Origin of the sequence: Cytobacillus oceanisediminis 2691, assembly GCF_000294775.2 — a bacterium.
Lineage (GTDB): Bacteria > Bacillota > Bacilli > Bacillales > Cytobacillaceae > Cytobacillus > Cytobacillus pseudoceanisediminis.
Genome location: NZ_CP015506.1, coordinates 4121701 through 4146015, shown reverse-complemented (window position 1 = coordinate 4146015; position 24315 = coordinate 4121701). Strand labels below are relative to the sequence as shown.

27 protein-coding genes, 1 tRNA gene and 2 pseudogenes are annotated in these 24315 nt (G+C 40.5%); 23 read left to right on the top strand and 7 right to left on the bottom strand.

Annotated elements, in window-relative coordinates:
* The first annotated feature begins 13 nt into the window (after positions 1 to 13).
* The 4 genes from pstC to phoU all read left to right on the top strand — a co-directional run bounded on the left by pstC (position 14) and on the right by phoU (position 3428).
* The gene (gene pstC / locus A361_RS20910; protein WP_019380400.1) at positions 14 to 970 is read left to right on the top strand and encodes a phosphate ABC transporter permease subunit PstC; all 957 of its coding nucleotides are present in this window, start codon (positions 14 to 16) and stop codon (positions 968 to 970) included.
* A 1-nt stretch (position 971) separates the two neighbouring features.
* The gene (pstA, locus tag A361_RS20905) at positions 972 to 1856 is read left to right on the top strand and encodes a phosphate ABC transporter permease PstA (protein WP_009332962.1); all 885 of its coding nucleotides are present in this window, start codon (positions 972 to 974) and stop codon (positions 1854 to 1856) included.
* An 18-nt stretch (positions 1857 to 1874) separates the two neighbouring features.
* Positions 1875 to 2702, top strand: a complete 828-nt coding sequence (gene pstB, locus A361_RS20900) for a phosphate ABC transporter ATP-binding protein PstB (RefSeq protein WP_009332961.1) — start codon at positions 1875 to 1877, stop codon at positions 2700 to 2702.
* 66 nt (positions 2703 to 2768) lie between these two features.
* A complete protein-coding gene (gene phoU, locus A361_RS20895) occupies positions 2769 to 3428 on the top strand; it encodes a phosphate signaling complex protein PhoU (protein WP_026041601.1) in 660 nt (219 codons plus the stop codon).
* Between the two features lie 69 nt (positions 3429 to 3497).
* Here the strand turns inward: phoU and A361_RS20890 are convergent, their stop codons facing one another.
* Entirely contained in the window at positions 3498 to 3983 is a 486-nt protein-coding gene (locus A361_RS20890; protein ID WP_019380401.1) for an endolytic transglycosylase MltG, read from the bottom strand.
* On the bottom strand, positions 3976 to 4377 hold the full coding sequence (locus A361_RS20885; protein ID WP_372675454.1) for a hypothetical protein: 402 nt from the start codon (positions 4375 to 4377) through the stop codon (positions 3976 to 3978). The genes A361_RS20890 and A361_RS20885 overlap by 8 nt, the downstream gene beginning before the upstream one ends.
* 314 nt (positions 4378 to 4691) lie before the next feature.
* On the opposite strand from A361_RS20885, the gene A361_RS20880 reads away from it, so the two are divergent.
* From A361_RS20880 to A361_RS20815, 15 genes and pseudogenes are all read left to right on the top strand, one after another.
* Positions 4692 to 5351 carry a DUF4912 domain-containing protein gene (locus A361_RS20880; protein ID WP_019380403.1) on the top strand — a complete coding sequence of 220 codons (660 nt, stop codon included), beginning with the start codon at positions 4692 to 4694 and terminating at the stop codon, positions 5349 to 5351.
* Positions 5329 to 6564 carry a glycosyltransferase family 4 protein gene (locus A361_RS20875; RefSeq protein ID WP_019380404.1) on the top strand — a complete coding sequence of 412 codons (1236 nt, stop codon included), beginning with the start codon at positions 5329 to 5331 and terminating at the stop codon, positions 6562 to 6564. Before A361_RS20880 ends, A361_RS20875 begins: the two co-directional genes overlap by 23 nt.
* Positions 6565 to 6794: 230 nt before the next feature.
* The gene (locus A361_RS20870; RefSeq protein ID WP_019380405.1) at positions 6795 to 7436 is read left to right on the top strand and encodes a hypothetical protein; all 642 of its coding nucleotides are present in this window, start codon (positions 6795 to 6797) and stop codon (positions 7434 to 7436) included.
* 77 nt (positions 7437 to 7513) lie between these two features.
* Entirely contained in the window at positions 7514 to 7663 is a 150-nt protein-coding gene (gene rpmG / locus A361_RS29525) for a 50S ribosomal protein L33 (protein ID WP_009332954.1), read from the top strand.
* Positions 7664 to 7781: 118 nt separating this feature from the next.
* Positions 7782 to 8357 (top strand): 5-formyltetrahydrofolate cyclo-ligase, encoded by a 576-nt coding sequence (locus A361_RS20865; RefSeq protein ID WP_019380406.1) that lies wholly within the window; start codon positions 7782 to 7784, stop codon positions 8355 to 8357.
* Entirely contained in the window at positions 8350 to 9138 is a 789-nt protein-coding gene (locus A361_RS20860) for a DUF92 domain-containing protein (RefSeq protein ID WP_009332952.1), read from the top strand. Before A361_RS20865 ends, A361_RS20860 begins: the two co-directional genes overlap by 8 nt.
* A gap of 50 nt (positions 9139 to 9188) precedes the next feature.
* Positions 9189 to 10132, top strand: a pseudogene (locus tag A361_RS20855) (L-lactate dehydrogenase).
* Positions 10133 to 10224: 92 nt separating this feature from the next.
* The gene (locus A361_RS20850) at positions 10225 to 10425 is read left to right on the top strand and encodes a hypothetical protein (protein WP_009332950.1); all 201 of its coding nucleotides are present in this window, start codon (positions 10225 to 10227) and stop codon (positions 10423 to 10425) included.
* A gap of 226 nt (positions 10426 to 10651) precedes the next feature.
* Positions 10652 to 12172 (top strand): rhomboid family protein, encoded by a 1521-nt coding sequence (locus A361_RS20845; protein ID WP_019380407.1) that lies wholly within the window; start codon positions 10652 to 10654, stop codon positions 12170 to 12172.
* A gap of 173 nt (positions 12173 to 12345) precedes the next feature.
* Positions 12346 to 13806: a spore germination protein gene (locus tag A361_RS20840; protein ID WP_009332948.1), complete on the top strand. Its 1461-nt coding sequence runs from the start codon at positions 12346 to 12348 to the stop codon at positions 13804 to 13806.
* A 160-nt stretch (positions 13807 to 13966) separates the two neighbouring features.
* Positions 13967 to 14167, top strand: a complete 201-nt coding sequence (locus A361_RS20835) for a YqgQ family protein (RefSeq protein ID WP_009332947.1) — start codon at positions 13967 to 13969, stop codon at positions 14165 to 14167.
* A 19-nt stretch (positions 14168 to 14186) separates the two neighbouring features.
* Positions 14187 to 15149, top strand: a complete 963-nt coding sequence (locus tag A361_RS20830) for an ROK family glucokinase (protein WP_019380408.1) — start codon at positions 14187 to 14189, stop codon at positions 15147 to 15149.
* A 139-nt stretch (positions 15150 to 15288) separates the two neighbouring features.
* A complete protein-coding gene (locus tag A361_RS20825) occupies positions 15289 to 16476 on the top strand; it encodes a M14 family metallopeptidase (RefSeq protein WP_019380409.1) in 1188 nt (395 codons plus the stop codon).
* 224 nt (positions 16477 to 16700) lie between these two features.
* Positions 16701 to 17864 (top strand): hypothetical protein, encoded by a 1164-nt coding sequence (locus A361_RS20820; RefSeq protein WP_019380410.1) that lies wholly within the window; start codon positions 16701 to 16703, stop codon positions 17862 to 17864.
* A gap of 16 nt (positions 17865 to 17880) precedes the next feature.
* Positions 17881 to 18195: an MTH1187 family thiamine-binding protein gene (locus A361_RS20815; protein ID WP_009332943.1), complete on the top strand. Its 315-nt coding sequence runs from the start codon at positions 17881 to 17883 to the stop codon at positions 18193 to 18195.
* Positions 18196 to 18293: 98 nt separating this feature from the next.
* Here the strand turns inward: A361_RS20815 and A361_RS29160 are convergent, their stop codons facing one another.
* A complete protein-coding gene (locus tag A361_RS29160; protein ID WP_009332942.1) occupies positions 18294 to 18467 on the bottom strand; it encodes a DUF2759 domain-containing protein in 174 nt (57 codons plus the stop codon).
* 125 nt (positions 18468 to 18592) lie between these two features.
* On the bottom strand, positions 18593 to 19072 hold the full coding sequence (locus tag A361_RS20810; protein ID WP_009332941.1) for a hypothetical protein: 480 nt from the start codon (positions 19070 to 19072) through the stop codon (positions 18593 to 18595).
* An 88-nt stretch (positions 19073 to 19160) separates the two neighbouring features.
* Between A361_RS20810 and A361_RS20805 the strand changes: the two genes are divergently transcribed.
* Entirely contained in the window at positions 19161 to 19796 is a 636-nt protein-coding gene (locus tag A361_RS20805) for an MBL fold metallo-hydrolase (RefSeq protein WP_009332940.1), read from the top strand.
* 206 nt (positions 19797 to 20002) lie between these two features.
* Positions 20003 to 21064, top strand: coding sequence for a class I SAM-dependent methyltransferase (locus tag A361_RS20800; protein WP_019380411.1), 1062 nt, complete (start codon positions 20003 to 20005; stop codon positions 21062 to 21064).
* Between the two features lie 45 nt (positions 21065 to 21109).
* Here A361_RS20800 and A361_RS20795 read toward each other — a convergent pair whose 3' ends face one another.
* Positions 21110 to 21355: a DUF2626 domain-containing protein gene (locus A361_RS20795; RefSeq protein WP_009332938.1), complete on the bottom strand. Its 246-nt coding sequence runs from the start codon at positions 21353 to 21355 to the stop codon at positions 21110 to 21112.
* Positions 21356 to 21505: 150 nt separating this feature from the next.
* Entirely contained in the window at positions 21506 to 22204 is a 699-nt protein-coding gene (locus tag A361_RS20790; protein ID WP_019380413.1) for a helix-turn-helix transcriptional regulator, read from the bottom strand.
* A gap of 246 nt (positions 22205 to 22450) precedes the next feature.
* Here A361_RS20790 and A361_RS20785 point away from each other — a divergent pair, with 246 nt between their 5' ends.
* Positions 22451 to 22804, top strand: a complete 354-nt coding sequence (locus A361_RS20785) for a Spx/MgsR family RNA polymerase-binding regulatory protein (protein ID WP_019380414.1) — start codon at positions 22451 to 22453, stop codon at positions 22802 to 22804.
* Positions 22805 to 23046: 242 nt separating this feature from the next.
* Here the strand turns inward: A361_RS20785 and A361_RS20780 are convergent.
* Positions 23047 to 23118: transfer RNA gene (locus A361_RS20780), tRNA-Gln, on the bottom strand.
* A gap of 147 nt (positions 23119 to 23265) precedes the next feature.
* Between A361_RS20780 and comGA the strand changes: the two are divergent.
* Positions 23266 to 24018, top strand: a pseudogene (gene comGA / locus A361_RS20775) (competence type IV pilus ATPase ComGA); the annotation flags it as partial.
* Positions 24019 to 24315 lie beyond the last annotated feature (297 nt).

The window sequence follows — 24315 nt, the reverse complement described above, 5'->3', positions numbered from 1 at the left end:
AGGGGTTTTACACTTGGTAAAAAGTGCTGTTCAACACGATAACAAAAAGCTGAATGTACGTGAAATCATTCAGCAAAAGAAAAAATCACGAAGTGTTAATAATTACACTGAAAAATTAATACCAAAGATCTTATTTGGCATAGCCGCAATCTCGGTTTTTACGACTATTGGAATTGTACTTACCTTAATTACGGAAACAATCGCCTTTTTTAAAGACGTTCCTTTTATAGATTTCTTTACAGGCACTGAATTAAAGCCTTTAGGAGAAAATGCTGTCTTTGGTGTTCTTCCCTTACTGACGGGAACAATCATTTCCACACTAATCGCCATGCTTGTTGCGATTCCAGTGGGACTGATGACAGCGATATTTTTAAGTGAATACGCATCTGAAAAAACAAGAAAGGCATTAAAGCCTCTTCTTGAAATCCTGGCAGGTATCCCTACTATTGTCTATGGATTTTTTGCTTTTACATTTGTAACACCTTTACTGAGATCCTTTATTCCAGGACTTGAACCTACGAATATTTTGAGTCCAGGGATTGTAATGGGAATTATGATTATTCCGATGGTAGCATCACTTTCAGAAGATGCGATGAGTTCTGTGCCAAATGCAATGAGGGAAGGTGCCCTTGCATTAGGTGCTACTAAGCTTGAAGTAACCTGGAAAGTAGTTGTTCCGGCAGCTATTTCAGGTATCATTGCTTCTTTTGTGCTCGGTATATCAAGAGCAATCGGGGAAACAATGATCGTAACGATTGCAAGCGGAAGTTCAAAGAACTTTACATTTGACGTAACACAGTCCATGCAGACCATGACTGCTTATATCGTGGAAGTTACAGGAGGGGAAGCGGCAGCTGGAACAACATTATATTATAGTCTTTATGCTGTTGCTATGACATTGTTTGTGTTTACGCTGATTATGAACCTGCTCGCTCAGTATATCTCTCGCAAGTTCAGGGAGGAATATTAATATGAAATATGTGGATTCAGAACAAGTGCATAAAAAGATGGGCAGCCGCCTGCTAGCCAATAACCTTGCTAAAACACTCTTCTTTATGGCCACTTTATTTGGCCTTGTCGTATTAATTGTTTTGATCTATCGGGTTCTTGCTGATGGTTTAGGCTGGATCAACATGGATTTTCTGATGAATCGTTTATCGACGGATCCTGAAAGAGCCGGTATCTGGGGAGCAATAACAGGAACACTATGGCTGATGCTTGTTGTTGCACCTGTCACGATGATTTTAGGAGTAGGCACAGCAATTTATCTTGAAGAATATGCAGCCAAGGGACGCATTTCTTCATTTATTAAAACGAATATCTCCAACCTGGCGGGCGTTCCGTCAGTTGTTTTTGGAATCCTTGGTTTAACTGTTTTTGCAAGAGCATTGGATTTAGGTTCTGTAGTTCTCGCAGGAGGTCTTACGATGGCACTGCTGGTTCTTCCTGTTGTAGTAGTTGCCAGCCAGGAAGCTATTCGTGCAGTTCCTCAATTCTTAAGAGAAGCCTCTTATGGTATGGGAGCGACAAAGTGGCAGACTATTAAAAATGTGGTCCTTCCCGCAGCTCTGCCGGGAATTCTTACGGGTGTCATTCTTGCACTGTCCCGGGCAATCGGGGAAACTGCGCCATTGGTTGTTATCGGTATTCCGGCATTGTTAATTCCCGTTCCTGATGGAATTTTTGATAAATTTACGATTTTGCCTGTTCAGATTTACTATTGGACAATTGACTCTGCCCTTGTAGCGGAATATGCCAACCTGGCAGCTGCAACTATCGTTATATTATTGATTGTATTGTTTGCGATGAATTCAATCGCTATTTTGATCCGCAATAAATTCCAAAAAAGATTTTAGTCCGGGAGGTTTAATAAAATGCCTGTAGTTACAGAAAAAGCCAATCTGAATACTAAAACAGCTAATCTAAGCCAAAAAGCAAAAGAGAATAAAAAAGTTGTTTATCATACAAAAGATCTTAACCTTTGGTACGGGGAAGGCCATGCGTTAAAAAATATAAATCTGGCCATTAATGAAAATGAAGTAACGGCCATTATCGGTCCATCCGGATGTGGAAAGTCCACATATATCAAAACCCTGAACCGCATGGTCGAGCTTGTTCCTTCTGTGAAGATTTCCGGTGAAATTTTATACCGCGAGCGCAATATTCTTGATAAATCATTTAAAGTGGAGGATTTAAGAACAAGTGTAGGAATGGTTTTCCAAAAGCCTAATCCATTTCCAAAGTCCATTTATGAAAATGTGGCATATGGACCGAAAATACACGGAATCCGTGATAAAAAAATCCTGGATGAAATTGTTGAAAAAAGCTTAAGGGGAGCGGCAATCTGGGATGAAGTAAAAGATCGCCTGAACCAGAATGCGTACGGCTTATCAGGCGGGCAGCAGCAGCGTCTTTGCATTGCACGCTGTCTTGCAATTGAACCGGATGTCATTTTAATGGATGAGCCTACTTCTGCACTTGACCCCATTTCCACTTTAAAGGTAGAGGAGCTAGTGCAGGAGCTTAAGGAAGAATTCAGCATCATTATTGTTACGCATAATATGCAGCAGGCAGCCCGTATTTCTGATAAAACAGCCTTCTTTTTAAATGGTGAAGTAATCGAGTTTGCCGAAACTGATAAGATTTTCTCCACTCCTTCAGATAAGCGGACTGAAGATTATATCACAGGAAGATTCGGCTAATTATTGTGTGCAGGTTTAATGAAAGAATATAATCCATACTTGAATGGATGAAGGGGGATTACCATGATGGCAGTACGTGAAAGGTTTGAATATGATCTGCAGGAGCTTCAAAAGAAACTGATTGAAATTGGCAATTTTGCAGTAGAGGCCCTGCATAGATCGGTTGAAGCGCTTGAAACACAAAATATAGAATTGGCTCTTGAAATCATTGATGACGATAATCAGGCTGATATTTTATATGAGGAAATAAATGATTTAGCCATTCTGCTAATTGCCAAACAGCAGCCTGTGGCCATTGACCTTCGCCGCATCATTGTCGCTATAAAAATCGCAACAGACATTGAACGGATTGCTGACTTTGGAGTGAATATAGCGAAGTCTACTATACGCATTGGGTCAGAACCTCTTATTAAGCCGATTGAACATATAAAAGAAATGTACGAAATCTCTACAGAAATGCTGCGTCTATCCCTGGAGGCTTTCACTGAAGAAGATATTGCAAAGGCAAAAAAAGTTGCCGATATGGATGATCAGGTAGATGACCTATATGGTGAAACAATTAAAGAGCTGCTGCAGATCAACCTGCAGAAACCGGAATATCTCCCTCAGATCACTCAGCTGTCTTTTGTTTGCCGATATTTAGAAAGAGCAGCTGATCATGTAACCAATATCTCAGAACATATTTTTTACCTGGTTAAAGGACGTCAATATGATTTGAATAATTAAATTAGAAAAGCATAAGCGGCTTGCACGCTAATGCTGGACAGTAAAAAAGCTAAAAGGATTCAGCTCCTTTTAGCTTTTTGTTATGATTTTTGCGATTTCTTTATAGCTCATATCAGCGGTCAGTTTAAATGTGCCCAGCTGTATTTTTTTGCTGAACCCGTATTCTTCAAGGTAAATGCCGAAATCTGCTGCCTGATCGATTACATTCGCCTCTTCAAGCTGTGCTGCGATTTCCCCAGGTGTCATGCCGCTCTCAATTGTAAGCTGATAGACTTCCTGTGAACCTTCTTCCGGCTCGGTATCTTTCTCAGCAGGTTCTTCTTTTTCTTCCGTATTCTTATTTGCTGGATCCTCGGATTTAGTCTGCTGCAATAGAGTATATTCTTCCTCTGTTAAAACAGTATAGCCGTTTGCCTGAAGAAATTCTTTCGCACTGCTTACATCAATTTTTCTATTTTCAGACTGATTCGGCTTTATGAAAAAATAGGGTGTACTGAAGGCTATGACAGCTGTAAGGATGCCAAATGCAAATGCCCGGGTATTTCTTTTATTCATAGCCATGACCTCTAAATTTCATTTCTGTTTGAATGGTTCTTACTTCATCAGGAGAGAGTGATGATTGTCTGGCAATTTGCTCTACTGACAATCCTTGCCTGGTAAGCAGCATCACCTGATTTTTTATAATTTCGTGAACTTCCCTTTTCACTAAGGAATGAGCAGAAGACTCTGCAGGGACTTGCTGAATAAATGGTTCTTCACCCACCAGCAGTTCTTCTTCCAATACTTTTAATTTCTTTTTAATCTGATACATTTCCTGAATCTGCTGCATGGACATTTGGTCCATTTCTTCGCGCAGCTCTTTATAAGGATCTTTCAAGAACACTGAAAGAATAAATAGCCCTATAGACAAGATCAATAATGCCAGCATGATTGATTCCAAAAAAGTCACCTCATATTCATTGAACAGAAATATTTTACCATCAAAAATGACAAATTTCGATATGCAATCCATAAACAGGTGAAAATTAAAGATTTTTGTCGCTGGAACTCTGTCGAAATAGCTTCCCGGCATTTTTTAAAAATTTTTTTCTTATTCATTTTCAAGCAGGCATGTGCATTCGCAGGAAGCGACAATTTCCGTTCATTGTAGGCTATCCATATCAGTGATAACATTGGGTTATATAAATAGTCATAAAATTTTGCCTTTCGTCATATATATTCCTTTTTTATTTGCTTATGAAAAAAATCCAAGAGGTGCCGGGTATGATCGATGAAATTATTAAGCTTCGCCGCAGAGGGCTTTCATTTCGCAAAATTGCCAGTGAGCTTGATACAACAGTAGGAAAAGTGCAATATCAATGGACCAAACTTATCCAAAATAAAGCAAAACGCGACAGCGAGGAATCTGCCGTGAATAATATGACAGCTGAAGAAAATGACGTTCCTAAACAAACGAAAGATCAATTGATATTAACACGCTTAACATTTGATAAGGTAAAAGTATTATGGAAATTATCTAATCATAAAGAGAAAATGGCTTCACTTTACTTGGAAGAGCCTGACTCTTCCAGGAGAAAATCTTTAAGAATATATGATGTTACCGGGATTTATTTTGATGGGGCCAATGCGGTCGCTGATCATGAAGTAATCCTGTCCCATCAATCAGAGTGGATCTTCAAAGGGCTCAAACCTGGCAAGGTGTATTGTGTAGAGCTGGGCATAAAATTGACGGAAACTCATTTTTTCCCATTGCTTCGCTCAGAAGCAATTCATACTTCTGAGGAAATGCCTTATCAAACATCGGGAATAGGCGAAGCTGAGAGGCAGCCTGCTGAATGGACTGTGAATGTGAGTACATACACTTATTATGAATCAATGAGTGAAGGGGAGAAGGTAAAGAATGATGGAAACGGTAACTGCTGAGCGAAATAAAAATACCTGCCATAAAGGTTTGCCTAAGATCCTTCTTCTTACGTGGGAATATCCTCCACATGTTGTAGGCGGCTTATCAAGACATGTGCATGGACTTGCAGGAGGCTTGAAACAGGATTATGAGGTCCATGTTCTGACAGCTAATCCGGGCGATCTTTCCAGCTCTGAACTTAAAGATGGTATCTATATACACCGAGTCAAACCCCTTAATGAAAAAGATCCTAACTTTTTGCATTGGATATTAGGATTGAATTTGGCGATGGAGCAAAAAGCCATTGAACTGACATCTTTCCACCACTTTGAGCTCATCCACGCACATGACTGGCTTGTAGGTGCATGCGGCCTGTCACTAAAGGAGAGTTTACAGTGTCCTTTAATCACGACCATACATGCAACCGAATATGGAAGGAATAATGGGATTTACACAGAATTACAGAAGTTTATCCATAGAAAAGAAGAGCAGCTGATACTAGGGTCAGATCAGGTTATTGTCTGCAGTGAATATATGAAGGAAGAAGTACTTCAGCAATTTGCTGTAGAAAGCGAGAAAATGTCTGTTATCGCAAATGGAATCAGCAAGGAACCCCAGCTTGATGACCCTGACTCTTTATTGGAGGGGCTGCAGGTAAAAAAAGGAGGCAGGCTGATATTTTCCATTGGGAGGATGGTCAGGGAAAAAGGGTTTGATACCTTGATCGAGGCAGCGCCTATTATTAAAGAAAAGTACCCGGATACTTATATGATTATAGCCGGCAAAGGTCCTATGCTTGAAGCCCACAGAAAAAAAGCGAAAGAACTGAATGTTGACGATATAATTCGTTTTCCGGGATTTATTAATGATATGCAAAGAGTAGCCCTCTTTCTAAAGTGCGAGTTCGCTGTTTTTCCAAGTCATTATGAGCCATTTGGCATTGTTGCCCTTGAAGCAATGATTGCAGGAAAACCGGCGATAGTATCTAATACTGGCGGGCTAAAGGGAATAGTAAAACATGGATTTTCCGGCTTGTTTATGACCCCTGGAGATCCTGGCAGTTTCGCAGAGCAGGCGTCCGCTCTCCTTGAAGATCCAAAAGCAGCCCTTACAATTGGCAGACAAGGTCAAAAGGTCGCAGAAAGCCTATTCAGCTGGGGACGCATTTCGGAGGAAACAAAAAGAGTATTCCAAGAAACCCTAATCAGCCAGAAGCTTGAAGACCTTGTTTAAAGCTTTTGCAGTATTAGCAGGCTGAAAATTTTTAAGCATCGAGTTTATTGTAGCGGAGGGCACTTGACTCCTGCTCAGAGGAGAGGGAGCGGGAGACCCCGCAGGCGAAGCCGAGCAGGCTCTCGTTCCTCCCCGCGGAAAGCATGTGACTGTAGCGGAAATCAACGGGTAAAATATGACAAACCTTTTATTAAAATTCTTAAAAAATATAAAGAAAAAGGTGCATGAAGATGAATACATTAAATTGGATTCAATCTGATGTTTATGAAGAAATGGAGAAAGCGCCGATCGGGAAATTGAAAATGATTCCGGGTTTATGGATAGACGGGAAAACTTACTGGATGGAGAATGGCAGTAATGAGATATTTCCTGATGAAAATATTTCTGTTCAAATTAAGACAGAAAAAATACATTCTAAAATTTCATATTTTAAAAGCTATATCACTAACCATGTGGACGAGCCCAGAAAGATTAAGCTTTTATTGCAGCACAGATATGAGTATTCTTCCCGTGAACATCTCTCCTTCATTTCTCCCGCAGAAAATGTCATCTTTCATTTGGCTGATTCCAAGCTGTTTTTGGTTAATGGCCAGCTAAACGGCAGAAAAATGAAAGAGTGTACGATTCAGCCTTACTGGAACGTATACAGTGACCAAATTTGGAACTGCAGAAAGAAAGGGACTTTAAAGTATCATCCTATGGTCCAGGGAAATGCAATAAGCGTCTTCTCGCTTAATGCAGTATTCAATGGCAGAGGGACAATAGAAGGGGAATCATGGATTATTAACGGGGTCAGCAAATCAGAAATCCTTCGGTATAACAACCTGCTGATAGGCAGGGTTAAAGAGGGCACTTTTAAAAAAACGTACTAGCATTTCGAATTAAAAAGTGATATTATAGAAAAGTCGTATGAACGAACTAGTTTGAACATAGTTTGGAGGGAAATTACATGCGTGTAAACATTACGTTAGCTTGCACAGAATGTGGAGATCGTAACTATATTTCTAAAAAAAATAAACGAAATAATCCAGATCGTCTTGAGCTTAAAAAATATTGCCCAAGAGATAAGCGTTCGACTACACATCGTGAAACAAAATAAGCGGTAGGATCATTCCTACTGCTTTTTTTGTTGACTTTTTTTATGGGTATACTTCCCTTTTCTGGATAAATCATTGAGGGGATTTGCAGATGTCATCTTCTGTTGGAGGGGGTTTGGTATGGAAATGGATAAAAAAGCGCTTAGAAAGCAAATGCTGGATAGAATGAAGGAATTGAGTAAGCCTGAGTATGAACAGCTATCATATGAAATTGCCCGCAGCCTTTACAGCAGTCCTTTATGGCTTCAGGCTAAAACGATAGGTATAACGGTTTCAAAGCCGCCTGAGGCGGATACGTGGCAGATTATCAGAAAAGCATGGGAAGATGGAAAAAGGGTTGCTGTCCCGAAGTGCATTCCCCAAGCAAAGCAAATGGTGTTTCGTGAACTGAAAAGCTTCATGGAATTGGAGTCTGTGTACTATGGATTATGGGAGCCAAGTCCAGAAAAGACAGAAGAAGTTCTCAGTGAGGAAATCGAAACTTTAATCGTACCCGGGCTGGCATACATGAAAAACGGCTTCCGCCTGGGGTTTGGGGGAGGCTATTATGATCGTTTTCTCGAGCAATATAAAGGAAGAACCGTTTCACTGGCTTTTGAACTGCAGGTCATAAACGGTTTTCCAGTGGAAAACCATGACAAGCCGGTGGAAATGATTATTACCGATCAGCGGGTCTGGGCATCCGGAAATGCTTGAATCTATTGTTATTTTTATTTTTATATTAATCACGGCGCTTGCTGGATATTTTTTTCGATTACTGACCCTTTCAGGCAGTATAGCTGCATTCATTGTAGGTGCGGCAACAGGATGGGGATTTGGCTTTTACGGTCTCCTTGTGCTGGGGTTCTTTTTTGCGAGTTCCAGCTTTTGGTCAAAATTTAAAAGCCATAGAAAAGAGACATTCGAAAAAAAGCATGCAAAAGGGTCAAGAAGGGATTGGCAGCAGGTGGCAGCAAATGGAGGAATTGCAGCTATTGCCAGCATAATCCATCTCCTGATACCATCACCGGTTTGGCTGATAGCATTTCTAATTGGCCTGGCCGCAGCGAACTCGGACACCTGGGCATCAGAAATTGGCTCATTAAGTCAAAAACCTCCCATTTCGTTGAGGACCTGGAAGCCAGCAGAGACGGGAACTTCAGGTGCTGTCAGCATTCTGGGCACAATTGCAGCTTTGTCAGGTTCTTTTACAATAGCACTTCTTTCATTCATGCTGTTCAGCGTTTCACTTTATGAGGTTATGCTGATTGGGATCTTTGGATTTGCGGGAAATCTGATTGATTCCATATTGGGGGCCTTTTTTCAGGCTGAATACAAGTGCCTGGTGTGCAATGAAAGTGTTGAAAAAACCGAACATTGCGGGCAGCCGGCCTCATTGGTAAAAGGCAGGCGTTTTGCAGATAATGACTTTGTTAATTTTTGTTCAGGTTTAGCTTCTGCCTCGGTGGGAATTCTTCTATATATTCTATTGACATAGAGGGACTGAGATGCTGCTGTTCCTTACCTTAAGTGAAAAGGGGAGTTGTTATGAAAAATCGGGTGAACAGAGTCGTGCTGATTGGAACTGGCTTTGTAGGCTCAAGCTATGCCTTTGCACTATTAAATCAAGGTGTTACAGAGGAATTGGTTCTGATTGATTTAAATAAGGATAAATCTGAAGGAGATGCGATGGACTTGAATCATGGCATGCCATTTGCTCCTTCCCCAACATCGATCTGGTTTGGAGATTATTCAGATTGCAAAGAGGCTGATTTGGTTGTCATAACTGCTGGAGCAAATCAAAAGCCTGGAGAGACACGTCTGGATCTAGTGGAAAAAAATTCAAAAATCTTTAAAGGCATTGTGAATCATGTTATGGATAGCGGTTTTGATGGCATTTTCCTGGTTGCGACAAATCCAGTAGATATTCTGACCTATGCAGTCTGGAAATTCTCCGGACTGCCAAAGGAAAGAGTAATCGGATCCGGAACGATATTGGATACAGCCAGATTCAGGTTTCTGCTGGGGGAGTATTTCAAAGTCGATACGCGCAATGTTCATGCATATATTATAGGTGAACACGGGGATACTGAATTGCCTGTATGGAGCCATGCTGATATTGCAGGGAAAAACATTGATGATTGGATAGGGAAAGAAGAGAATTTTAGAAAGGAAGATCTTAATTCGATATTCCTTAATGTCAGAGATGCAGCTTATCAGATTATTGAGCGAAAAGGGGCGACTTATTAGCCATGGGCCTGGTCAGACTGACGAAAGCCATCCTTCAGAACGAGAATTCGGTCCTTACGGTGTCAGCTTACTTAGATGGAAAGTATGGTCATGATGATGTTTACATTGGGGTACCTGCTATAGTCAATAGAAACGGCATTCGCGACATTATTGAACTTGACTTAAACAGCGAAGAGATTGATCAGTTTACCCAATCAGTAAATGTTCTCAAGAAAACGCTGGAACCAATAAGGAAGGATTAGCCAGCTTGCATGGGCGGCGGATTTTATTTTGTTCTGAAGCATGGATAAAAATTATTTCCTCTTCTCACAATAAGGAAGAGGAGGGATTTTTAATGTCTCGATTACTATCCATATTTATGATAGGGCTTGGTACTTATTTTGCCTATCATAACCGTTATCGATTGATTAATGTTATTTTTGGGAACGTCTTTTTGCGGAAACTGCTAGTCACTTCAGTAATGAGTTTTCCGCTTGTCCGCGACAGGATGATGAGCTCTGTTTTCTCTTCTGGGCAATCGGAAGGGCAGCAATAATGTAAAGAAAAGCTGCAGCGCCTCCCCCCGACACCTCAAGGGGGGAGGCGCTGCAGCTAGACAGTTGTCAACATTCAGGATTTTATTTTTTTAGTAATTAGACCGTAATGGTCTTTTTATTTTGGATAAATATTTAGGTGCTTTTTCTTTTACAAAAGGTTTCTTTTTTGCCTATAGTTAAATAAAGTATTGTAATCATTGCAACATATAGAGAGTGGGGGAAGAATTGGCCGTTCAAGAGGATTATTTATTTTGGAAACTTGCGGATTATTTCATATCTGATCAGGGGTACAGGATGATTCAGCTATCTGGTGATCAGGATGAATTATGGCTTGAAAAGATGGAGCATAAAATGATTAAGGCAATCAGGCTCTTAAAATATAATCTTGACTGGAGCAATTGGCTGCAGCGGGATATCGAAGTTACTGCCCAAAAAGCAGAATCTGTCAGGAAGCAGCTTGGCAAAAGGGAGATGCCGGTATTAAATATCTATGTCACTAAGTACCTGCCTGTAGATGACTATGAATTCCGCATCACAGTCCCCTTCATGCCTGAAAATGCGAAAACCTCTGTCCAAACCCTAATCATTGAGTCCGGCAAACCGGATAGCCTTAGTGCGGTTGAGGCCATTTTTGAAAAACCGTTAACGTTTCTGTACGGAAATTATACGGAAATGGATGTTGATGCACTGAAACATGCCGCTCTTTCTAAAGCAGTAAAAACAGCGAAGAAAGAAAAGGAAATGTTTAATTTTGGGAAGCCCTTCTTTACGTATATATTCATTTTTATTCAAGTTGCTGTTTTTTTAGTTTTGGAAGCAATGGGCGGGAGCACAGATACATCGACTTTAATCAAGTATGGAGCTAAATTCAACCCATTAATTCTTGATGGAGAATGGTGGAGATTTTTGACCCCGATTGTTCTCCATATTGGGCTGCTGCATTTATTAATGAATACACTTGCCTTATTTTATCTAGGTTCGGCAGTAGAACGCGTGTATGGAAATTTAAGGTTCCTATTCATCTATTTGGCTGCAGGTTTTGGCGGGACATTAGCCAGTTTCATTTTTAGTCCTACCCTTTCAGCTGGGGCAAGCGGAGCTATTTTTGGCTGCTTCGGTGCACTTTTATATTTTGGGCTCATTTATCCAAGTCTTTTCTTCCGTACAATAGGATTTAATATAATTGTCGTATTGGGGATCAACCTTGCATTTGGGTTTACCATTCCAGGAATTGATAACGCAGGCCATATCGGCGGGCTGATTGGCGGATTTCTTGCTACTGGCATTGTGCATTTTCCCAAGAAGAAACGGCCATTGCTCCAGTTCCTGTTTTTAGCAGCATCATTCTGTCTGGCGGCTGGATTGTTGAAATATGGTTTCAATGAACCAGGAAGGCTTTTAAATGAACAGACTGCAATGGTGATGGCCCAGGAGCATATTAATGCTGAAGAGTATGAAAAGGCTCGTTCAATGCTTGCTGATTTTGTTAAGGAAGGGAATGCCTCTCCAGAAGCTTATTTTCTGTTATCATATGCGGAAATAAAAGCGGGACAACTGGAAGAAGCAAAAGTGCATCTTCTCCATGTCGTTAAGGAAGAAGCCTCTTTCCACGAAGCACATTATAATCTGGCACTGATCTATTTAGAAGAAGATAACACGGAAAAAGCAAGGCATCATGCTCAAAAAGCCGCTGGTCTTAAATCGGAAGACGAAGAGTATCAAAAGCTATTAAACCAAATAGAATAAAAAAACAGCTGATATTTTACTGAATTTTCAGCTTACTACCCGGGAAATAATATCTTCATTTCCGGTGAATTTTCATGAATCATGCCAATCATTGGTATGATTTTTTTTTTGCATGTCTATGATGTTGAATAGTATGCAAGGAAAAGAATGGAACAGAATGCTGAGGTGGGATTTTGGAGAAAGTCAGAAGAGAGCCTGTAAAGGTTTCGCTGAAAGAAAATATAGAATATCTTAGAGATGCACTTGGAGTTGAAAAAAGCTTTGATGTGATTCAGCTGGATGTTGAATATGCAGAAAGGGAAATGGCCCTATATCTTGTAGATGGCTTTGTAAAAGATGATATATTGCACTATCTGATGAAAATGCTTGCAGGATTGGATGCTGGTCAGCTGGAAGGGGATACGCTTTCCAGGTTAATAAAAACGTATATACCCTATGTTGAGGTTGAAACCACTGATGATCTGAATAAAGTTGTGGATATGGTGCTGGCTGGTCCAACTGCATTAGTCGTGGATGGTGTCGATGAAGTGATTCTCATTGATGCCCGTACATACCCTGTAAGAGGCCCACAGGAGCCTGATATCGAACGTGTTGTCCGCGGTTCAAGGGATGGTTTTGTCGAAACACTCGTCTTTAATACAGCCTTAACGAGGAGAAGAATTAGAGACCGGACACTCCGCATGGAATATATGCAGGTGGGCAGGCGGTCTAAAACAGATGTTGTTGTCAGTTATATTGAAGACATTGCAGATCCTGAAATGGTCCAAAAAGTTAAGGATTCTATTTCTAAGATTGACACTGATGGGTTGCCAATGGCTGAAAAATCAATAGAGGAATTCATTTCTGGCCGGCATTGGAATCCATATCCGATGGTAAGATATACCGAGAGGCCTGATACAGCAGCAACCCATCTTTATGAAGGGCATGTCTGCATCATCGTCGATGGTTCGCCCAGTGTGATCATTACACCGACAACCTTCTGGCATCACCTGCAGCACGCTGAGGAATACCGGAATAAGCCCCTTGTAGGTGCATATTTGCGATTTGTCCGCTTTTTGGCTGTCTGGGCGTCCATTTTTCTTTTGCCTTTATGGTACTTATTTGCTATAGAGCCACAGCTGCTGCCTGATGCATTATCATATATCGGGCCGAATGAAACAGGACAGCTGCCATTAGTCATTCAGTTCCTTATGATAGAGCTCGGTTTGGATATGCTGAGGATGGCTGCAATCCATACTCCATCCGCACTGGCCACTGCACTCGGACTGGTGGCTGCCCTGATGATTGGCCAAGTAGCTGTTGAAGTTGGATTGTTCATTAATGAAGTAATTCTTTATTTAGCAATAGCAGCAATTGGAACTTTTTCAACACCAAGCTATGAAATGAGCCTGGCCAACAGGCTGATAAGAATCGCCCTGCTGATTGCAACAAGTATTTTCCATACTTATGGATATGTAGCTGGCATCATGCTGCTGATAATCATGCTGGCGAGAATGAAATCTTTTGGAGTGCCATACCTGTGGCCATTCATCCCTTTCAATCTGAGAGCATTCAGGGATGTATTGCTCAGATCGCCAATACCATTGAAGAACAGGCGGCCGCGTTTCCTGCATCCCAAAGATCCAGATCGCTAAATGTAAAAAAATCCCTTACTGGCTGCTGTGCCAGGAAGGGATTTTTTACGTTAGTCCAGGAATCTTATTTATTTCCGGGAGCTTGTCCATCTTGAGAAGGATGGACATTTAGATTATACTTTATTGTGGTATAAACTTATCGATAAAGCAGAGGTACAGAATGAAAACCATTTATGATATACAGCAATTCCTGAAGAAATATGGGACAATTATCTACATAGGGAATCGTGAAGCTGACTTGGAGCTTATGGCTGCGGAATTAAAAGAGCTATATGATTCTCAGCTTATTGATGTGAAAGATTACCAGAGCAGCATCTTGATTTTACGGACTGAAATTCAGAATCTTAAAGAGAAAAAATAGACAGAAAAGGTGATGGAGTTTGGCAGAGAAATGGCTGGTTGGGGTAGATTTAGGCGGAACAACTACAAAACTTGCTTTTATCAACTATTATGGGGAAATCATTCATAAATGGGAAATTCCCACTGACAATAGTGAAGAAGGAAAAAATATTACGATAAATATAGCTAAAGCCATCGATCATAAATTGGAGGAACTGGATATAAGCAAGGATAAAATCATCGGCATTGGCATGGGGGCTCCAGGTCCTGTAAATCTTGCAACAGGTGTTGTATATAACACTGTTAATTTAGGCTGGAAAGATAATTACCCGCTGAAGGATTTGCTTGAAGTGGAAACATCGCTTCCAGTCATCATTGATAATGATGCTAACTGCGCTGCTCTGGGCGAAATGTGGAAGGGAGCCGGAAATGGCGCTAAAGATCTTGTATGTGTAACACTTGGCACAGGTGTCGGCGGCGGAGTAATTGCCAACGGAGATATTGTGCAGGGAGTCAGCGGAGCTGCAGGTGAAATTGGCCACATTACTTCCGTTCCTTTTGGCGGTGCTCAGTGCAATTGCGGAAAAGCGGGCTGCCTTGAAACAATAGCATCAGCTACAGGCATTGTCCGACAGGCTCTTGAAAACCTAAAATCGGGTGGAGAAGGGGTTCTTTCCAATTTATATAGGGAGAATGGGTTTATCACAGCAAAAGATGTTTTCGATTCAGCAAGGAATGGGGATGAAGCATCTCTTCTGGTAGTCAATGAAACAGCTATGCACCTGGGACTGGCATTGGCAAATATAGCAAATACCTTGAATCCGGAAAAAATAGTATTAGGCGGAGGAGTATCCAAAGCAGGTGATGTCCTGCTGAAGCCTGTTATTGAAAACTTCGCTAAATTTGCGTTTCCAGGAGTGAAGGAATCCACCGTCATAGATATTGCCACATTGGGCAATGATGCCGGCGTAATTGGAGCAGCCTGGCTTGCTAAAAATAAATAAATTGAAAAAAGCGCCTGATTGCGTGCAGGTGCTTTTTTCTTTGCCCACTTTCGACACTGCGGATTCAAATTAACACAGGTAAACAGTCATCTTTTTTTCTTTTTCTCATAAAATTGAAATGATGGAAAGGGGGAGAAAGATGAAAGTCAAAGTCCGGTCCGGAGACTCCATCTGGTATTACAGTCAGCTCTTTATGGTGCCAATCAATCTCATTGCTGATTCCAATCCCGGCGTAAATCCTGCATTGCTGCAGATAGGCCAGGAAATTAATATTCCCGGCTTTACACTGCAAAATTATACGGTAAGACCAGGAGACACCTTTTGGAAGCTGAGTACTTCCAGAAACCTCTCTGTAGATGCTCTTCTCCTGGTTAATCAATCCCTTAATCCAAACAGTCTGGCCCCCGGTACAGCCATAAAGCTGCCAAGGCGGGTAATAACTCCAATTGTATCAGGCAGGAGAAGTTATGCTTACAAAGCTTTAACAGCCGATATTACCATGCTGTCGGATATTTATCCGTTCATAAAGGTAAAATCAATTGGCCAAAGTGTCCTTGGAAAGCCAATTCAGGAGATACGTCTGGGAAAAGGGAATAAGAAAGTGCAAATTAATGCATCCTTTCATGCAAATGAATGGATTACAACCCCTATATTAATGGCTTTGCTGAACAGCTTTCTCTTATCCATAACAAATGTCCGGCCGATAAGAGGCGTGTCAACAATGCCTTTATATAATTCCGTTGACCTTTCCATAGTGCCGATGGTGAATCCTGATGGAGTAGATCTTGTCTTAAATGGGCCACCTCCAGAACTCAGGGAAGAAGTGATTGCCATAAATAGGGGAAGCACTGATTTCACAGGCTGGAAGGCCAATATTAGGGGTGTAGATTTAAATAATCAGTATCCTGCCAAATGGGATTTTGAAAAAGAGAGAAGTGAACAAAATGCTCCGGCACCAAGAGATTATCTTGGGGAAGCCCCGTTAACAGAACCAGAAGCCATAGCAATGGCGGAACTGGCAAAAGATAATCAATTCGATCGAATGCTTGCCTTCCATACACAAGGAGCAGAATTTTATTGGGGATTCGAGGGATTGGAGCCGCCGGAATCACAGGTACTCGCGCTAGAGTTCGAGCGTGTCAGCGGGTATAAAGCAGTTCAATACATTGATAGTTTTGCGGGTTATAAGGATTGGTTCATACAGGAGTTCCGGAGACCGGGATTCACAATTGAACTTGGAAGAGGCATCAATCCCCTGCCCCTGTCACAATTTGATGATATTTATGAAGAAGTGCTGGGCATTTTTCTTGCATCGCTTTATATGTGAAAAATTAACCTTGAAAATGTTTCTTTATTGTATTTTAGTGAAACAGACATTAAAATAACTATCATACTAACTTCACAAGCCAATAGTTCTATGGTAACCGGCCGCTTTTCCAAATCGAAGACGGAAAAACGGCTTTTTCCTATTAAATACATTAATTCTATTATTTTTGAAACATTTTCATGCCGTTTACGTACTTATATTTAGGGAGATAAGGAGGTGCGGATTTGTTGGACACTCAATCTACATATCAAGGGAAGCTTCTTTTTTTATTTTTTGTTATGATGGTTTCCCTATTTTTAATAACCGGCTGTGAACAGCCGGAAAAAGCAGAGATGCAGCAAAAAAAGAATCAAGAAACAGAAGCCTCTGAACCGTCCGCACCACCTGATAATGCTGAAAATAGGAACGTTAAGCCTATCCGGATTAAAGAAGGGGAATTTCAGGGAGCAAATGGCTGGCTCAGCGATGATAAAATTGTTTACACTGTAAGTGAGGGAACAGCTTCCAGGGTTTTTTCTTATAACCTCTTTTCTGGCGATCAAAATCTTCTCTATGAAAGTTCACATCCGATTGCGTCCGTAACGGTCAGCCCGGCTGGCAAATACATTCTGATTCGAACATCACCAGGAACCTATGAAGGAACTTTAACCGCGATAAAAGCAAATGGGAAAGTTGTTTGGGAGAAAAATATATCTGGCTTTGACTTTGCTGTTGAGTGGAACCCTTATCATGAAGAATCATTATTAATTTCTTCATTTACTGAAGACTGGGACTTTACTTCCTACCATATCGACATTGCAAAAGGTACATCAGAAGAATTAAACCTAAGGGAGCCTTTTGCCAAATGGGGGGATTCAAATCATCTTTTTTTCCTTGATTGGGGCAATGAAAACCCGTCACTTTTTGCACCGCTGGTTAAACAATCTATTGATGGAAATAATGAAACCAAGGTTTTGGCAGACATTTTTCAATTCGATGCTGCCAAAGACAGGCTAATGACCATCACTGTGCCGGCAGATCAGTCAGATCAGGCTATGTATACTTTTATGGATAATGACTTCAGGAAGTTATCTTCAATCTCAGTACCTCATTTGACAAGGTTTTCGGATTGGCTGGTACCGTATTATGACTGGACTCCTCAGGGCATCATAACTTTTCAGCCATTGTATAGCGCTGAAAGTGATATGTATGCAGGGGGATTTCAGCTTATATCCGTTGACAGTGAAACAGGAGATAAGGAAGTGCTTCTGGAAGACATGGAAAATGCGCCGCTCAGCTGCTCACCTAATGGGACAGCCTGTTTAGCGGGTTTTTATCTCGAAGAATTAATAATGCCTGACAAAAGAGAAATCTTTCGGTTAGTAGAACATAACGATAAATCAAGTTAGATAGAGGGGTAAAGATATGGCTATTGCAGACGTTACTGTTATTCCAATTGGAACGGAAACACCAAGTGTCAGCAGTTATGTGGCAGACATTCAGCGTGTATTAAAAAAGTATGAAGAAAGCGGCAAAATCCGATTTCAGCTGACACCCATGAATACCATTATTGAAGGGGAACTTACTGATTTGTTTGAGGTCATCCAGGCAATGCATGAAGTCCCTTTTGAAAAAGGCCTAATGAGGGTGGCAACTAATATCCGCATTGATGACAGACGTGATGTCAAAAGGAAAATGGAAGAGAAGGTCCGAAGGGTTGAAAGTCAGTTAAATGGCTAAAATAAAAGGGCTCCCCATTGAGGGAAGCCCTTTTATTTTTTTAAAAGTCAAGCATCAGACGCCATCTGCTAATGCTTAGCAGGCTCGTTGCGCTTTTCTTAGTGAACAGCAGGATATCCACTGTTAATTATGGTCATTACAGAGAACCATCCGAAAACAGCAAGTGTTCCTACAGCAAAAACCAAGCCAAGGAAGTTCTTGTTTTTCAGTGCGCTAAACGCACCAAAAGCTGCAAGAACTGCGACTAATGCAAAAATGATTGGTAGTCCCATTAAAACAGCCCCCTTTATTTCGTGATCAGCAGGCAAAAGCCATATCAAAATCATTCTTCAGGTTATATACCCATTATGTAAAACCCAAGTATATACATTCGTCCTTTATTTTATATTTTTTTCTTCTATTTGTCGAGGTCTAAAAATGACACTTGTATGTCATATGCTTCAGCAATGCCGATTATTAAATCCTTTAAGTGAAGTTCTGAAAAATAAACCAATGGCACTTCTTCTTCTTTTGCGGTAAAGACTAAATGCTCCTGAAATTGATAGACAGCCATCCGGACATCTTCTGCACTGCCCCCGGTTATAGTAAAGGCGCTAAGGAGCTCGGTGAACAAGCAGAACCCGCTGTCTGTTTCTATGGCAAAGTCATCAAAAGTTTCTCCCTTTACACCAGATTTTATGTACCAGAGATTAAAAAATTCTTCGAATAGCCCGGCTTCGACAAGTACACTTCTTGTGAATTCGGCATGAGCCATCTGCTCAAACAGAAACGTGCTCTGCTGAAAATCGAACAGTTCAGTCTCTTTTTTTATTAGATCCATGAATTCGGGCACATCTTGAATAATATAGCTGGCTTCAACACCAAATAGGATTTTCATCTTATTCTCCTTTTGCAGATATAAGGCATTCCATTCTGATATAGTGTAAAATAATAAACAATTAAACCAACACTGGGAGGTGTAAGCAATGGAATGGAATCAGATCCCTCTTGGCCCATTGCAAACAAACTGTTATGTTCTTTCGAATGAAACCAAAGATTGTTTAATCTTCGATCCGGGTGAAGAGAGCGGAAAACTAAGCGGTATTATTGAACAGAAAGGACTAAAACCTCTAGCTGTAATTCTTACTCATGCTCACTTTGATCATATTGGCGCTGTAGACGAAATAAGAGATGCATTTTCTATTCCTGTATACATACATGAAAAAGAAGCAGCATGGCTTCCAGATCCAGCCTTAAACGGATCTCACCTTTTTAAAATAGGCAAGCTGATAAAAGCAAGGCCCGCCGACCATATTATAACAGGGGAACAAGAGTTGAGCATAGGTGAATTTAACTTGAAAATTCTAGAGACACCAGGCCATTCTCCGGGCAGTATTTCACTATATTTTGAAGATGCAGATCTCGTGGTTGCCGGGGATGCTTTATTCAGCGGGAGCATTGGACGCACAGACCTTCCTGGCGGCAATCATCAGCAGCTTCTTGAAAGTATACATAATAAGCTTTTAACATTGCCTGAAGAAACAGAAGTACTCCCTGGACATGGACCGGTAACGACAATTGGGCAGGAAATGGATTCAAACCCCTTCCTGAATGGGTTCTGAATGTAAAATAGAAAAGCCCTTCTCCAATGAGAAGGGCTTTTCTGGGGGATGTTTTATTCATATAAAAAATGGGAGGGGATATAGTTAAGCTACTACATTAACAATATAACAGAGAAAACACTATGTCAATAGTGAAAAAAAGTGATCAAAACAAGATTGCATGGCTGTTTCCAATAAGCTAGAATTTTTTAAAAAAGGGAGTTCTTATGCGGAATTTTTTAATGAATTTTATAGAAAATACTCCTCAGCAAATGATCAGCTATGCTGAATATATCCAGCAGGCCCTGTATCATTCCGAATATGGTTATTATATGAAAAACACACCAAAAATTGGGCCGGCAGGAGATTATATAACAAGCAGCAATATTTCTGATATATATGGAAGGACGATTTCAAAGTGGTTTTTTCAGATGGCAAAGGAGTATAAGCTGCCTTTTCAGGTCTGCGAAATAGGGGGCGGAAATGGGCGTTTCGCCCGAGCTTTTATTGATGAATGGAAGCTTATTGCTGATGAAGAGATTCATTACTGCATTTTTGAAACAAGTCCCTATCACAGAAAGCTGCAGGAGGAACAGATTGTATTTTCTGAAAGTATAAGACAAATAGATAGCTGGAATGACATCACCCCATTTTGCGGCATGATTTTTTCAAATGAGCTGTTTGATGCCTTGCCCGTACATGTGGTTGAAAAAAGGAAGGATCAATTGCATGAAATTATGGTTACCGTAAAAGAAGGGGAGCTTGCAGAGATAGCTGTGCCATTAACAAATGGAGATATTTACTTATTTCTTGAAGAAAGCGGTCTGTCACCTAGCAATGGCCAAAGAATTGAAATTCCTCTGCAAATGGAACAGATGATCAAGAGCTTGTCTGCTGCTCTGGATAAAGGCATTGTACTGACTGCCGATTATGGGTATACAGATGAGGAATGGCAAGAGCCGATGAGAAGGGATGGAAGTCTTAGAGGCTATTACAAGCATTCTTTAATGAATAATGTACTCGAGCACCCTGGAAAGATGGATATAACCAGCCATATCCATTTCGATTCCCTGATCCGCATTGGAGAAAAGGAAGGGCTGAACTTCCATTTTAAAATGAGACAGGACGAATTCTTGCTGTCTGCAGGCATACTACAGGAACTTGAAGATCATTATGATTCTAACCCGTTTTCTCCTATCAGCAAAAGAAACAGGGCAATCAGAAGTCTGATTATGCCTTCAGGTATGAGTTCAGCATTTCACCTGGTTCTTCAGGCTAAGAAAATATGAGAAAAATAAAAAAGCGATGGTTTCATCGCTTTTTTATATCGGCAATTAGTGGCCGCCCGCGCCTGGTGTCATCATAAATGTTGACCAATAAGTGAAGCCTACGAAGAAAACAGTCAAGTATGCTCCAAAAACATAAATATACATACGTTCGGAAAGCTTTAAGTAGCTTAAAAGCAGGAAAAATCCTGTTTGGCCGAAGAAAATCAGGGACGTTGTATACATGTCGCCAAGGTAAAACATAACGGCGAAAATTCCCGTCCAGAAGCCTAATACTCTGTACATACGATCCATATGTATCCCTCCTTTTACCCTTACAAGTCCATCACTACAATATTATAAAGTAAATGCTTAATAAAAGTAAATAATGGTTTCAAAATAGTCCAGAAAAGAGCAGGAAAAACGATATGCTTGTTAAGCTGGTTTTTTCCTGGATCTGTTTTTTTAGTTTCCAACAAATGCCTGATAGGAGCATGCATCACAGCCAGTCAGCATATTTTGCTTTTCCACCAGCTGAATAGAATGAAACAAACTTTCGAACATACCCTTCAAATATTCATTATGCATATTGCACACAGGCTCTCTGTGGCGGGCTGCAACTTCTTTAAATGGGCAATTATAAATTTGGAAATAGACAATAGTCTTTTCGGCGTTTACATCAAATTCAGGATGAAAACCTGACATATCGGCAGCATGCTTTAGGATGTTTAATTTCTGGTCAAAGGTAAGTTTTTCTGTTCCTGCAAATCTTTTAAGCTCTTGCTGGATCAGTTCTCTGCCAAATTTCTTTCCTGTCGAATACAGTGCCTTTCTGCCTTCTTCACCTAACTCCAGCATTGTCTCCATGGTTATTTTTGCAAGCAGCTGATAATCCCTGTAAGGAAAATGCAGCTGAATCACGTCATCAGATAACCGATATAAGCGGCTTGGCCTTCCGCCTTTGCCTGTTTTTTTTGTTTCAGATACAAGCATATTGACATCTTCGAGCTTGGATAAATGCAATCTTGCAACATTGGGATGAATGCTGAAATTATCTGCAATCTCCTGTACGGTCACATCTTTATGTCTTTTCGTAATGTATTGATAAATATAATAGCGGGTTGGATCGGATAACACATTAGTTATTTTTAATGTTTGCTCCATTTATTGTCACCTCAAAAGGGTAATTTATTCCCGAGGTCATCAGCTGTCACTTATATGAATGAGCTGGCGCCTTCCTGGCATGCTTCCATTATAATACAGTCGATTTAGGTTAACACTGTAATCACTATAAGTTTAGAAAATGTTCACAAATGAAGTTTAATTACGTATACAAATGTGTATACGTTTATTGTACAAATGATGTACAATTTAAGTAAAATAATATTGAAGTTTGTGAGGAGAAGAGTTATGAGCCAATTGACATTTTTCACATATCCCAGCTGTACTTCCTGCAGAAAGACGAAAAAATGGCTGACAGCCCATTCAATTGATTTTGAAGAAAGGCATCTCTTCAGGGAGACTCCATCATCAAGAGAATTACTAAAAATACTTTCCTTAACAACAAGCGGCCTTGACGAACTGCTCGCTACCCGCAGCCAGACCTATAAAAAACTGGAACAGAACCTTGAGGAATTATCTTTATCAGAAGTGGTGCAAATAGTAATTAAGGAGCCAAAACTGCTGCGGAGGCCCATACTGACAAATGGAGATAAAATTGTCATAGGCTATAATCCGGATGCATTTAAGAATATTGCCAAATAGATTTTATCGCAGTCTAACGGGCAGTAAAATTCCCGTTACAAGAATCAGAGGAATCAATTGAGGATAAGTGGTGGGCAAAATGCCCGTATAGGCCCGATTGGTTCAACTAACAATCAGTGGGTTATAAAAAAAACCACTGATTGAAATTTGAAATTTCACTTTATGGGAAATGCGTATAGATTGCGCATTTCCTTTTTTTGTAGTAAAAAAAGGAAGGAACACCTGGTGTCCTTCCATAATTACTGGGCTAGCAGGATTCGAACCTGCGCATGACGGAGTCAAAGTCCGGTGCCTTACCGCTTGGCTATAGCCCATCAATTCATTTGGTACACTTTTATTATGAAAAGAAAAAAATAATTTATTCACAAATTCGTCAAAAAGATTTGCCGAAATATGGAGGTTATACTCGGGATTAGGCGAATTATTATCTATAACAATTAATAAAGGTGGTGCATAATTAGTTGAGTGTAATTGAAAGAATGGCAGAACGAATTATCAAAGACGCCGTCAGGAGCCATGCTTCCGACATCCACATTATTCCCCGAAGAAAAGACACTCTAATTCAGCTCAGGTTCGGCAGCCAATTGACCCCCAGGCTTTATCTTCCTAAAGAAGAGTGCGACAGACTGATTTCTCATTTTAAATTTACCGCTTCGATGGACATTGGTGAAAAGAGACGGCCGCAAAGCGGTGCCTATTCTCTTGAAGTAGATGGACAAATGATTGGACTGCGTTTTTCAACCCTCCCATCAAGCCACAGCGAAAGCCTCGTTATCAGAATTCTGCCCCAGCAGGAACAAATTCCTTTTTTTCAAATCAGCCTTTTTCCAGACATGACCAGAAAAATGCTGGCATTGCTGAAACATGCTCATGGATTAATTATTTTCACAGGACCAACTGGAAGCGGAAAAACCACAACATTGTATTCTCTGCTGAATGAAACCTCTCATATGTTCCATCGCAATGTGATTACCCTGGAAGATCCGATTGAAAAAGAGAATGACTTGGTCCTTCAAGTTCAAGTCAATGAGAAAGCGGGCGTATCTTATTCCGCAGGCTTGAAAGCAATCCTTCGCCATGACCCCGATATCATTATGGTGGGTGAAATCAGGGATGCGGAAACTGCGAAGATTGCTGTTAGAGCAGCACTTACAGGTCACCTTGTCTTAAGCACGATGCATACTCGGGATGCTCAGGGGGCTGTATATCGTTTATGTAATCTTTCACCAATTATGAGATAGCGTCATAAAACGTGAGACAGTTTCATAAACCGTGAGAAAGAAGCATGTCAAAATGCTGATATAGCAACCCCCAATTTCATAAAACATGAGACAACAAAAAAATGGTATAAATCTGCCGACTTTTTAACGTAGGTTCTTTCTATCTCAACATTTGTGAAAGAAAATAATTTCATAAAGCTTGAGAGAAAGTGTAAAATTGTCAAAAAACTTGAGATAAAGTGACCGAAAAATAATGAATATTAAACATTGTTGCTCATCAATTTTTTCGAA